The sequence below is a fragment of the Klebsiella sp. MBT K-1 genome (assembly GCF_002556465.1).
Taxonomy (GTDB): Bacteria; Pseudomonadota; Gammaproteobacteria; order Enterobacterales; family Enterobacteriaceae; genus Klebsiella; species Klebsiella grimontii.
Window position 1 is genome coordinate 249,504 of record NZ_PDEL01000007.1, and the last position, 12,226, is coordinate 261,729.

Consider the following 12,226-nt stretch of genomic DNA (forward strand, 5'->3'; position numbering starts at 1 on the left):
CAATCTGATGACGATGCTGTAGCAAAGTGAGCCTTTATGACTGACAAACCTGTTTCGTTCTCGGTGCTCGATCTGGCGCCGATCCCGCAGGGGTCTTCCGCAAAGGAAGCCTTCTCCCACTCTTTAGACCTGGCGCAGCTGGCGGAAAAGCGCGGCTATCACCGCTACTGGCTGGCCGAGCACCATAATATGGTCGGTATCGCCAGCGCCGCGACTTCGGTGCTGATTGGCTACCTTGCCGCGAATACCACCACTCTGCATCTTGGCTCCGGCGGCGTGATGCTGCCAAACCATTCGCCGCTGGTGATTGCCGAGCAGTTCGGCACGCTCAATACGCTGTACCCAGGACGAATCGATCTCGGCCTTGGCCGCGCGCCGGGCAGCGATCAGCCGACCATGCGCGCGCTGCGTCGCCATATGAGCGGCGATGTCGATAACTTCCCGCGCGATGTCGCGGAGCTGGTGGACTGGTTCGACGCCCGCGATCCTAATCCGCACGTGCGCCCGGTTCCCGGCTATGGCGAGAAGATCCCGGTCTGGCTGCTCGGCTCAAGCCTGTACAGCGCCCAGCTGGCGGCGCAGCTTGGGCTGCCGTTCGCCTTTGCCTCGCACTTCGCCCCGGATATGCTTTTCCAGGCCCTGCACCTCTACCGCACCCACTTCCAGCCGTCAGAACGGTTAGAGAAGCCGTACGCGATGGTGTGCATCAATATTATTGCCGCCGACAGCGACAGAGATGCGGAATTTCTGTTTACCTCCGTGCAGCAGGCGTTCGTCAAACTGCGCCGCGGCGAAACCGGGCAGCTGCCGCCGCCGGTGCAAAATATGCATCAGCTGTGGTCCGCTTCAGAGCAGTACGGCGTGCAAAAGGCGCTGAGCATGTCGCTGGTCGGCGATAAAACCAAAATCCGCCACGGGCTGGAATCGATCCTGCGGGAAACCCAGGCCGATGAAATCATGGTTAACGGTCAAATCTTCGATCATCAGGCCCGCCTGCATTCATTTGATTTGGCGATGCAGGTGAAAGAAGCGCTTCTCGGATAGTGAGCAATGCGGCATTTTTGCCGCATTTTTTTCCGCCTGAATGACAATCTGTGACCCACCTCATTCTTCTCACGCCTTTTCCCTCATCTGGTTACGTTAAGCGTAATTACGTTACCCCGAGCGTAATTGTTCTCTAAAAAAAGCGATGTTACTTTCTCTCTTGTTTTACTTTTCATAAATGCACGCGTCAAAGAGAATCGCCATGAGCCAACCAACCGCCAATGCAATAAGGATCGGTGAGTGTTTATTAAAAGCGCTATTAATGGAAGTTTGCGCCTGGCCGAAACCCGGCCTGGTGACGCCGCACTCGCAGGGCGCGCATGACGATATGGATATATGGCTTTTTATTACCAGTAGCTCTGCCATAGCGCCCTGTTTTTATGCTTGCGCGCAGGCCGGTGAATATCATCAGGGCGAGCTGGCAGATTTATTTCCCAAAATACGTCTTATCGGTATTGAATACGAATCCAGGCTGCTGCAATCCACCCGCGAGATAAATACTCAGCGCGGCATACTCTTTGCCGGAGCCGTTCTGGCCGCCGCCGCCGGCTGGCTAAAAGGTCGGAGACAGCCGCTTTCCAGCGAGTCATTAAGCCAGTGCGTCGCCGGGCTGTGCCTCGATCTCTGCCGCAATGATTTCGCCGCGCTCGCCCATCGTTCCGCGCAAACTCACGGTGAAAAACTGTATCTGCAATTTGGTATCACCGGCGTGCGCGGCGAGGCCGAACGGGGCTTTCCGCTGGTCTGCCATATTGGTCTCCCAGCCCTGCGTCAGGCGCTCTCGCTGAGATTTAGCTGGCGTGAAGCACTGGTACATACGCTGCTCGCGCTAATGGCGCACTGCGATGATACGACGATACTTTCGCGCGCAGGTCCCCCTGCGCTGCACGAAATGAAACAGCGCGCGCAGCGCCTGGTCAACCTGGGAGGAATGAGCCACCCCGGCATAGAACATGAGCTCAACGAATTTAATGCCTGGTGCGTGGACAAATGGGTCAGTCCGGGCGGGTCGGCAGATTTATTAGCGCTGACCCTGGCGATGTACTTTCTTTGCCATCAATTGCAAGAGGACCCTAACGAGGAAGAGATATGAGTATCTATTTATATACATTATTAACTTATGCCATGACGATTGTTATTTCTTTTGCCGTGGTCGGAGTCATTGTTGGCGTTAATAGAGTCATGAATAAGCTGAATATTACCGACGACTAATACGCCTCTTTTTATGCGTTATCAGGAATATATTTTATGGATATCTTTATTAAGCTCTTTTCGGGCATTGGTACCTTTTTTATTGAAGATCCCACAATAGCCATTGCGCGAATATTATTAATTATTCTGGGTTTTGTCCTGGCGTGGATGGGTTTTCGCCGCACCCTCGAACCGCTGATTATGGTGCCGATGGGCTTAGGCATGATTGCCGTTAACGCCGGGGTGCTCTTTCTCGCGGGCGGGCAAACCGGCACCTTAATTCTCGACCCGATGATCAGCGACCCTACCGAGCTGGTTAACATTATGCAGATAAACTTCCTGCAGCCGGTTTATAACCTGACCTTCAGTAACGGCCTGATAGCCTGTATCGTTTTCTTCGGCATCGGCGCGATGAGCGATATCAGCTTTATTCTGCTCCGCCCCTGGGCCAGCATCATCGTTGCGCTGTTCGCCGAAGCGGGTACCTTCGCCGCGCTGCTGCTGGGAATAGAAGTATTTGGCCTCCCGGCTAACGAAGCGGCTTCTATTGCGACCATCGGCGGCGCCGACGGCCCGATGGTGCTCTTCGCCTCCTTGATTCTGGCGCCGAATCTGTTTGTCCCCATCGCCATTATCGCCTACCTGTATCTGAGCCTGACCTACGCCGGCTATCCGTATCTGGTGCGCCTGCTGGTACCGAAAAAGTACCGCGGGATGGAAGTGGATATCGAATATCCCACCGTATCAAAAAAAGCGAAGTTCATCTTCACCATCTGCGCCTGCCTGCTGCTGTGCCTGCTGTTGCCGGTCGCCGCGCCGCTGATCCTCTCATTCTTCCTCGGGATCGCGATTAAAGAAGCGGAGATCGAACCGTTCCAGAAGCTGCTGGAGACCACCCTGACTTATACCGCGACGCTGTTTCTCGGCCTGCTGCTCGGCACGCTGTGCGAAGCGCAAACCATTCTTGACCCGAAAGTCGGCATCATTCTGATTCTCGGTATTGGCGCGCTGGCTATCTCGGCAATCGGCGCCCTGCTCGGCGGCTGGTTTATCTGGCTTATCTCGAAAGGACGCTACAACCCGGCCATTGGCATCGCCGGGGTTTCGTGCCTGCCGACCACCGCCAAAATCGCGCAGAAAGAAGTCAGCCATGAAAACCCCTACGCCGTCATTCTGCCGCTGGCCATGGGCGCTGGCGTCAGCGGCCTGATCGTTTCGGCCATCGCCACCGGGGTCTTTATCTCCACGCTATTCCTGCTGAAATAAGGGAGTAAAAACATGCTTAAAGAGCACAACTGGCATCAACTTAAGGATGATACGGCGCAGCGCCTGAAGCTGCTGGCGCCGTATTTCCGCGATGGCAAGATTATTGATGCTAAAGATACCGTCGCGGTGCTGGAGGCAGCGATCCGCCGCTTTGATCGCGTCAATATTGAGGGCAACAACCAGAAGCAGGCGGACTTTCTCGCCGAATGCCTGTGCAAAGTGGACCCGGAAAAAATTTCCGGCCTGCATATGGTGCAGTCTTCCGTGCCGCTCAGTACGCACCTCGATCTGTTCGAGAAGGGCATTGCCGAAAAGCTCGACTTCGCCTACGCCGGCCCGCAGGATGGCCGCCTCGCGCAGCTTATTCAGCAGGGTAAGATTAAGCTCGGGGCGATCCATACCTACCTTGAGCTGTTCAGCCGCTACTTTGTCGATCTCACTCCGCGAGTCTCGCTGATCACCGCCTTTGCCGCCGACAAAGACGGCAACCTCTACACCGGCTTTAACACCGAAGACACGCCGGTGATCGCTGAAGCGACCCACTTCCGCCAGGGGATCGTGATAGCCCAGGTGAACAAGATCGTCGATAAAGTGCCGCGCGTCGATATTCCCGGCGACTGGGTGAACGCGGTTATTGAAGCGCCGCGCCCGTTCTACGTTGAACCCCTGTTCACTCGCGATCCGGCGCTGATCACCGATACCCACGTGCTGATGGCGATGATGGCGCTCAAAGGGATCTACGCCGAATACGGCGTCGAGCGCATTAACCACGGCATCGGCTTCTTCACCGCCGCCATTGAACTGCTGCTGCCCACCTACGGCGAAGAGCTGGGGCTGAAAGGCAAAGTGTGTACCCACATGGTGCTGAACCCGCATCCGACGCTGATCCCGGCGATCGAGAGCGGATGGATCCAGTCCGTTCACTGCTTCGGCGGCGAGCTGGGAATGGAAAAATACGTCGCCGAGCGCCCGGATGTGTTTTACATCGGCCAGGACGGCACTCTGCGCTCAAACCGCGCCTTCGCCCAGGCCGCCGGACACTATGCGCTGGATATGTTTATCGGCGGCACGCTGCAAATCGATAAGTACGGCAACAGCAGCACCGCTACCGCCAGCCGCGTTTCCGGTTTTGGCGGCGCGCCGAATATGGGCTGCGATGCCAAAGGCCGCCGCCACGTCACTCAATCCTGGCTCAAATGCGGCGAAGAGTTCAATGCGACTCAGCAGCAGCTAATCGGCGATATGCCGCGCGGCAAACGCCTGGTGGTCCAGATGCAGGAGACCTTCCGCGAGAAGCGCCAGCCCGCCTTCGTCGACAAACTGGACGCCTGGGAACTGGCGGAAAAAGCCGGTCTCGCCCTGCCGCCGGTAATGGTTTACGCCGATGACGTCACCCACGTGCTCACCGAAGAAGGTATTGCCCACCTGCACCGCTGCGAAGGGCTGGAGCAGCGGATGGCGGCCATTCGCGCCGTGGCGGGCTACACCGATATCGGCCTCGCCGCCGACCCGGCGCAAACGCAAGCACTACGCGATGTGGGCATTGTGCAAACGCCGGAAGATTTAGGCATCGACAGACGCCGCGCCAACCGCCAGATGCTGGCGGCGAAGAGTATTCGCGATTTGGTCGAGTGGTCCGGCGGCCTGTACAACCCTCCTGCTCGATTCCGTAACTGGTAAGGGAATAGCAAATGGCTCTACATCAAATGTCACATCATTTCAGCGGTAAAAGCGACCGTCCGTCTCTGCCGCAAACCGTGCACTGCGGCATCGTAGGCTCTGGCGATCTGGAAGTGTTGCTGGAACCTAAAGCCCTGGCAGGCGGAATCGACATCAGCATTTGTACGCCGGTCACCGGGTTCGACGCCATCTGGAAAATCGTCCTCACCCGCTTTTTAGACAACGGTCCGCTGGGCGATATGCAGGTCAGCATCAATGATAACAACGCGACGCCTGCCGTGGTGGCGTTACGCCTTCAGCAAGCATTACAACAGGCAATTCCGGGGGAAAACCATCATGAGTGATCTGCGTTTTCTGGAAGCCAGCGCCCGCGTTCGCGCCGAAGGGTTGGTGGATAAAGGCTCGTTTACCGAACTGATCGGTCCGGCGGCGAAACGGATTAGTCCGCATCTGCCGGTACTGGGCGAAGCGGTAGAGTTTGATGACGGCGTGGTGACCGGTATTGGCCTGCTCGGCCAGCATCCGACCATCGTTATCTCGCAGGAAGGACGTTTTATCGGCGGCTCCGTTGGTGAGGTTGGCGGCGCAAAGATGGTCGGCGCGCTGATGCTGGCCGACGAGCTGGCGGCGCAAACTAACGATCCGGCCCGCCGTCCCATCGTGCTCATCTCGTTTGAAACCGGCGGCGTGCGCCTGCACGAGGCCAACGCCGGGCTGCTGGCGCACGCCGAGTGCATGGATATGCTGCAAATCCTGCGCGGCCGCGTACCTGTGGTGGCGCTGATCGGCAGCAAGATCGGCTGCTTCGGCGGTATGGGCTTTGTCGCCGCCGCCACCGATCTGATCGTCATGAGCGAGTCGGGCCGTCTCGGACTCACCGGCCCGGAAGTCATTGAGCAGGAGATGGGTCGTAGCGAATTTGACGCCTCGGATCGCGCCCTGGTGTTCCGCACTACCGGCGGCAAGCACAAATATATCGTCGGCGACTGCAACTACCTGATTGCCGATTCGCTGGCTGCCTTCCACCAGCAGGCTTCACTGATTGCCGACCTGCCGTGGCCTGAGATTGAAGCGATGCGCCGGATCGGCAGCGAGGCGAAAGTCCGCGCACAGATGGCGCTGACGCAAAAAATCAACGAACTTGCGCCAACCGACGCGCGCGATGTCTGGGCTGCGGCGGGAAATTCAGTGCCGCAATCGCTGGTTGATATGAGCCTGGAGACCTTTCTGAGCAATGTCCAACGCCTGTCCGTGGAGGAAGCATGATGGAAAATTTACTCGGTCAGGGGCGCGCAGCCATCGACCTGATTGTCGATGAAGGCAGTTTTGCCGAAAACGCCCTTGAGCAACTTAACCTCCCCTGCGACGACTACGGCCCCGGCGCGGTCGTCGGCAGCGCGCGGATCAACGGCGAAACCTGCACGGTGATCGCCAACGACGCCATGACCTTCAACCCGCGTTTTCCGGTGGTTTACGCCGGGATAATCGGTCTCGAAGAGGGCTATAAAATGGCGCTGGCGGTCTACCGCACGCTGGCGATGGATAAAGACAAACCTGCGAGCGAGAAGCGTCCGCTGGTGCTGATTGTTGACACGCCGGGGAACGGGCCGGGCAAGCTGGAAGAGATTATCGGCATGAATAAAGCGACCGGCGCATACCAGCTGGCGCTGGCCGAAGCGCGCCATGCCGGGCACCCGATTATCGCCATGGTAATTGGCCGCGCCATCAGCGGCGCGTTCCTGTGCCACGGACTGCAGGCCGACCATATCCTCAGTCTGACCTCGGAATTCGGCACCATGATCCACGTGATGCCGCTGAGCAGCATCGCGCGTATTACCCGTCAGGACGTCGAGCGGCTGAGCGAACTCTCCCGTAGCAACCCGGTCTTTGCGGCAGGTCCGGAGTTTTTCTGGCAGCTGGGCGGCGTGGAAGAGTTAATCAAAACCATCCCGGCGATGAAAGAGGCGATCGTTCGACATATCGCTGAAGTACGCCAGCAGAAACAGGCTGCGGGTATTCAGGCCACCGGTCCGCAGGGGCGCGGCATCTCTGGCGAGGAACGCGGCGGCAGGAAAGCCCGCGGCGTGATTCTGGCGCAGATGCGCGAAGAGTATCAGCACGTCGCGGCGCGTTATCAGCCCGGCTGATCCAGGGGAAAAGTGAGATGAACGATCCCATCGCCACGCTTGAATGGCTTCTTGAGGCCCAGCCCGGCATTCCCTCTCTGCAAGAGATGCCGCGCCGGACGCTGGAGGACAAAGGCATTGCCGGCCCAACGGCTGCGCACGTGATTGAAGAGATCCATACGCCGCTTAACCTGGCGCTGGTCACCTTCACCACCGGCAGCAGCGCGTTTCAGAATATCGTCGGCGTCACGCACGATGAACTGGCGCTGCGCACCGCCGCCGGAAAGCGCGCGCTGGCGGCATGTGGCGTAACCGCAGGGCAGCAGGTGCTGGTGACCTACGCGCCGCTGGTCAACGTGTTTACCCGCCAGGCGCTGGATGAGAGCGGCCTTCGCTGGTCGTTTTTATCCCGCTCCTGCCGGGACGCGCTGCTGATCGCCCTGTGCCGGCAGCCGCCGGACGCGGTGGTGGGCGAGTCCTCTTTTTTACGCGCCACCCTGGAGCAGGCGCTGAAGATGGGCCTTGAGCACCGGCTAGCGAAAAAGCTGACGCTGATAACGGCCGGCACGCCGCTGGATGAAGCGCTGGTTCCGCTGGCGGCTTCTCTGGGTTATGCGCTGCACGATATGTATGGCTGTCAGGAATTCGGCTGGCTGACGCTTGATGGCATCCCGCTACGCGAAGATATTTCGCTGGTTCCCGCTCCGCAGGGCGGAGACTGGCGGGAAGCGATCGTTGGCGGTTTACCAACCGGCGACAGCTTTCCCGTCGCCGCCGGCGGACATCTCTGCAATCCGCAGGGCAAAATCCAGACCTGGAAGCGCCAGCGCACCACGCCGGAATACGACATGGTGGTCATGGCGACCACCGCGCGGCATCGGGAGATCGTGGAGCGCACCGCACGGACGATTTTGCGTATTAAGGGACGCGTTTGCCACGTGTCAACGCAGCTGATAACCGAGGCCACGGCCACCCATATTCGCCTCTGGCCAAAGGCGGTTCCCGGCGAATGTACCGCAGGCGTTGCGCCCATCGATATTATCGGTCCGCAGGCAACGGCCCAGTTTGACGCTCTGCTGCAGTCCCAGCGGGATTTACAGCGGCAGGCGAAAAACGATCCTGCCTGGTGTAAAGCGCGATGACCGCCCTGCAACGACATACCCTGTGCTGGCTGGAGCCTTCGACGCTGGATGAAATCGCGGCGCAGCTGGAGGATGAATTCGGCCACCTTCCTGCCGTATTGCGGCAGCAAGCGCGGGATTATCTGCTCAGCGGATCGCTACCGGGCATCGTACGTCGCGGCCTGCGGAGTGAGAATAGTGTTCCGCTTGGGTTCTCTTTCCCACTGCGCTGGCAAGGGCAGCGAGTGCGTCTGGCCACTGAAGCGGCGTTATCAGCGATAACACGTTACTCAACCCCAGAGCAAACGGCATCGCTCTCCATTGCAGAGCGCACTAATGCGATAGGCGCATTTCATGCCTTGCGCCAGGCATGGCGCTGGCCCGGGCTCCAGCTCGGGGTCTGGGGTTCGGTAGGGCTGGAAATGGCCACGCCGTGGCGATGGAGCGATGCCCACTCGGATCTGGATATTCGCGTTATCCCCACCGCGCCAGGCGAACTCAACGCATGCTGGGCCTGTTTACGTCATACCGAAGAGCAATTTCAGTTACGTATTGATGGCGAGATTGGTTTAGCTGACGGATACGCAATCAATATCAAAGAGTGGTTCAGCGGAAGCGCAACTCTGCTGGCTAAAGGAGAGGATGATGTTCAATTAAGATCGCGACAGCAGGTCACGGCAGCAATGAGAACATATCTCTGTTAAATACATCAAAAAGGAATCTAATATGTCTGAAGTTAAATCAAAAGTCCCGGGTGTGGTCGATGAAGTAAAAGCCGCTGCCGGGGATAAAATCGAAAAAGGCCAGGTGGTGATTGTGCTCGAAGCCATGAAAATGAAAATGCCGGTCGCCTCTCCGGAGACGGGTATATTAAAAACGCTGTCACTCAATACCGGAGACCGCGTCAACCCAGGCATGGTGTTATTTGAAATTATTGCAGAGTAAAGTGAGTTAACACGCATTTAATTAAAAAAACAATGCGACATTCTATTGTGAGATTATTTCTATGTTAATGTCATATCAGTAAGCATTTTGCTTGCTGATATGATAAATCATAGTGACTGAGCAAACCTGTGTTCTTACGAATGTCCGCAAATAAAAACGCGCTATGCTAAAAGCCGCTGATTAATTTTTTGTCATTTCTCCAACGCGGGCATTATCAACCCGCGTTGTGTAATTCGCTTTTAGTATGGATAGACAAAGAGAAACATCATGATTATTTACGGATTGATGTTAATGGGACTGTGCATGTTCGCCGGGCTAATCGTGGGCGATCTTCTTGGCCTGGTCTTGGGTATTTCCGCCAATATCGGCGGCATCGGCTTCGCGATGCTGTTTTTAGTTATCGTGTCACAAAAATTAGTGGATAAAGGATTGCTCTCCAAGCCTGCGGAACAGGGGGTAGGTTTCTGGAATGCAATGTATATCCCGATTGTCGTCGCTATGTCGGCAAACCAGAACGTTATCGCCGCCCTTAAAGGCGGTCCGGTTGCCTTGATTGCCGGCGTTGGCGCCGTTTTTATTGGTTTTCTGCTGATTAAGCCTTTGAGCAAAATCGGCGGTCGCGACCATCAGGAAAGCTCCGCCGTTAGCGAGGAGTGTAAATAATGGAACAGCTGACAAAGATTCTAACCGGTAGCTTCACCAGCAACGGTTTGATTACCGCTTTTGTCGTGGTGGGTATCGTATGCTGGGCCGCAAGCTGGATCTCAACGCATCTGCTTCGCGGCAAGATCCACAGCTCAGCTATTGCCATCGTCGCCGGATTGCTGCTGGCCTGGCTTGGCGGGGAACTGACCGGCGGTAAAAAAGGTCTGGCCGATATCAGCTTGTTCAGCGGTATTGCGCTGATGGGCGGCGGTATGTTCCGCGATTTCGCCATCATTTCCACCGCCTTCGGCGTTAAGCTTGAAGAACTGAAAAAAGCCGGCATGGCTGGCGCGCTGGCGCTGGTTATCTCGACGGTGCTCTCTTTTTATCTCGGGGCGATTGTCGCCTGGGCTTTTGGCTATACCGACGCCATCAGCATGGCGACCATTGGCGCGGGGGCCGTAACCTTCATCGTCGGCCCGGTAACCGGCGCAGCGCTTGGCGCAAGCTCGGATGTTATCGCGCTGAGCATCGCCGCCGGCGTGATTAAGTCTATTGCCGTCATGATCTTAACGCCGCTGGTAGCGAAAGCCGCGGGCCTGAACTCGCCTGCCGCCGCTATCGTCTACGGCGGGCTAATGGGCTCCACCAGCGGAGTCGCCGCGGGTCTGGCGGCCACGGACCCGAAACTCGTTCCCTATGGCGCAATGACGGCAACCTTTTATACCGGCCTTGGCTGTCTGCTGGCCCCTTCGGCCCTCTATCTCTCTTTAACCCCCTTCTTTTAATGACGGACGCCTGCTGTGATGCAGCAGGCGCAAGGGATGTTCAATGTACTCATTTCAGCGCATGAAACCTGGGCAAATCGCGCTTCTGGCCTCACTTTGTACGCAAGAAGACGAAGATAATTTTCGCCAGAAGCTATTAGCGGATAAGCCCGAACATAAGGTGGGTTTTGTTTTTATGACCGGGACATCGGATGAAATAAAAAATAAACTACAGCGCTGTATCATCGGCTGCGCGTTTAAGCATCAGATAATTACGCGCCAGGAATCGGCCATTTTTACGTTATGTCAGGTCAGCCATCAGGCGCTGACCCATGCTTTAGCGAACAGCATCAATGGCGATCGGATGAGAATAAAAATAGCCTTAGTCAGTAATCCAAAGTGGCTTGCCGTCGCTATCTACGGCGAAAGCGTGGTCTATCAGCGATTGAGTCATGAGCTTACGGGGTTTTCTCTGTCTCGCTTTTCTCCATCATAAGCTGTCTGGCGTACATACGGCACTCGGCTAGTAAGGACAGCAGACCCGGCTGATTTTCCTGGCTACGCGGGAAGACCAGCGAAATTTCCTGTTCCATTCGATAGGGCTCCTGCAGCGGCAGCAGGCGAATGCCGTTACTGAACAGGCCGCGCATCCGCCCCGGAATTAAGGTATAGCCCATGCCGGCATTCACCATACTCATCAGTGAAAAAATATCATGTACCCGGACGGTAATGTCGGGCGTAAATCCAGCAATCTGAAAGGCCTCCTGAAATCCTCGCCAGGTCGCGAAGCCTTCGCTCAAGGCAATAAACTTTTTATTTTGCAGATGCCGTAAATCTACGGGGGTCGATAAGCTATCCGCTTCGGTTACCGGAACTGCAAGGTAGATGGAATCAGAGAATATGGTCCATGTCTCAAATAACTGGGCGTTATAATCATCAGGAGTCGATATCAGAACCGCATCAATCTTCTCTTCATTAAGCGCTTCTAATAATTTCTTATTAGAGTTCATGATAAATTCAATGGTCAGTTCCGGGCAGCGTTTTTTCAATCCCTGAACAATTTGCGGTGCGGTTTTTAACACTAGCGAATAAAGTAGCCCTAAACGTAAAACCTGAGAATGATACCCCGAAGCCTTGCGGGTAAGATAAATACAGCGTTCCAGTGCATTAATGACTTCCCGCGCTTCCTTTTGCATAACCCATGCGCCAGGTAAAGGATAAAGATTGCGGCCATTATGGGTAAACAAAGGACAGCGTAAATTATCTTCCAACGAATGAAGCGCGCGATGAACGCTAACGGATGAAATGTTCATTAGCTCTGCAGTTTTTGATATATTCATCGACTCCATATAGCTAAGGAAAATCTCGAGCTTCCGCAGAGTAATATCGTTATTCAGCATATAAATATTCCCTTATTCAAGACAATATTCATAGTAAGAGA

At 56.1% G+C, this 12,226-nt stretch carries 14 protein-coding genes; 13 read left to right on the forward strand and 1 reads right to left on the reverse strand.

From position 1 onward, the window contains the following. Positions 1-36: 36 nt before the first annotated feature. From CMQ96_RS12795 to CMQ96_RS12855, 13 genes are all read left to right on the forward strand, one after another. Positions 37-1,044: an LLM class flavin-dependent oxidoreductase gene (locus CMQ96_RS12795; RefSeq protein WP_004139862.1), complete on the forward strand. Its 1,008-nt coding sequence runs from the start codon at positions 37-39 to the stop codon at positions 1,042-1,044. 202 nt (positions 1,045-1,246) lie between these two features. After that, positions 1,247-2,137, forward strand: coding sequence for a triphosphoribosyl-dephospho-CoA synthase (locus CMQ96_RS12800; protein WP_098066895.1), 891 nt, complete (start codon positions 1,247-1,249; stop codon positions 2,135-2,137). 155 nt (positions 2,138-2,292) lie between these two features. Continuing rightward, a complete protein-coding gene (gene madB / locus CMQ96_RS12805) occupies positions 2,293-3,501 on the forward strand; it encodes a Na+-transporting malonate decarboxylase, carboxybiotin decarboxylase subunit (protein ID WP_024358741.1) in 1,209 nt (402 codons plus the stop codon). Between the two features lie 12 nt (positions 3,502-3,513). Further along, complete coding sequence (gene mdcA / locus CMQ96_RS12810) at positions 3,514-5,181, forward strand: malonate decarboxylase subunit alpha (RefSeq protein ID WP_098066896.1); 1,668 nt, start codon at positions 3,514-3,516, stop codon at positions 5,179-5,181. A gap of 11 nt (positions 5,182-5,192) precedes the next feature. After that, on the forward strand, positions 5,193-5,525 hold the full coding sequence (gene mdcC / locus CMQ96_RS12815) for a malonate decarboxylase acyl carrier protein (protein ID WP_098066897.1): 333 nt from the start codon (positions 5,193-5,195) through the stop codon (positions 5,523-5,525). Further along, positions 5,518-6,447: a biotin-independent malonate decarboxylase subunit beta gene (locus CMQ96_RS12820; RefSeq protein WP_049087419.1), complete on the forward strand. Its 930-nt coding sequence runs from the start codon at positions 5,518-5,520 to the stop codon at positions 6,445-6,447. Before mdcC ends, CMQ96_RS12820 begins: the two co-directional genes overlap by 8 nt. Continuing rightward, complete coding sequence (gene mdcE / locus CMQ96_RS12825) at positions 6,447-7,328, forward strand: biotin-independent malonate decarboxylase subunit gamma (RefSeq protein ID WP_004139842.1); 882 nt, start codon at positions 6,447-6,449, stop codon at positions 7,326-7,328. The genes CMQ96_RS12820 and mdcE overlap by 1 nt, the downstream gene beginning before the upstream one ends. Before the next feature lie 17 nt (positions 7,329-7,345). Further along, the gene (locus CMQ96_RS12830) at positions 7,346-8,449 is read left to right on the forward strand and encodes a hypothetical protein (RefSeq protein WP_024358745.1); all 1,104 of its coding nucleotides are present in this window, start codon (positions 7,346-7,348) and stop codon (positions 8,447-8,449) included. Then, entirely contained in the window at positions 8,446-9,132 is a 687-nt protein-coding gene (gene mdcG / locus CMQ96_RS12835; RefSeq protein WP_098066898.1) for a malonate decarboxylase holo-[acyl-carrier-protein] synthase, read from the forward strand. The genes CMQ96_RS12830 and mdcG overlap by 4 nt, the downstream gene beginning before the upstream one ends. Positions 9,133-9,154: 22 nt before the next feature. Next, entirely contained in the window at positions 9,155-9,373 is a 219-nt protein-coding gene (locus CMQ96_RS12840) for an acetyl-CoA carboxylase biotin carboxyl carrier protein subunit (protein WP_004139836.1), read from the forward strand. 267 nt (positions 9,374-9,640) lie between these two features. Further along, positions 9,641-10,036 carry a malonate transporter subunit MadL gene (gene madL / locus CMQ96_RS12845; protein WP_024358747.1) on the forward strand — a complete coding sequence of 132 codons (396 nt, stop codon included), beginning with the start codon at positions 9,641-9,643 and terminating at the stop codon, positions 10,034-10,036. Next, positions 10,036-10,806 carry a malonate transporter subunit MadM gene (gene madM / locus CMQ96_RS12850; protein WP_004139827.1) on the forward strand — a complete coding sequence of 257 codons (771 nt, stop codon included), beginning with the start codon at positions 10,036-10,038 and terminating at the stop codon, positions 10,804-10,806. Before madL ends, madM begins: the two co-directional genes overlap by 1 nt. A gap of 43 nt (positions 10,807-10,849) precedes the next feature. Further along, positions 10,850-11,281 (forward strand): HutP family protein, encoded by a 432-nt coding sequence (locus CMQ96_RS12855; protein WP_004139824.1) that lies wholly within the window; start codon positions 10,850-10,852, stop codon positions 11,279-11,281. Here the strand turns inward: CMQ96_RS12855 and CMQ96_RS12860 are convergent. Then, the gene (locus tag CMQ96_RS12860) at positions 11,244-12,185 is read right to left on the reverse strand and encodes a LysR family transcriptional regulator (protein WP_004139823.1); all 942 of its coding nucleotides are present in this window, start codon (positions 12,183-12,185) and stop codon (positions 11,244-11,246) included. The two genes, CMQ96_RS12855 and CMQ96_RS12860, sit on opposite strands and share 38 nt — an antisense overlap. Between the last annotated feature and the right edge of the window lie 41 nt (positions 12,186-12,226).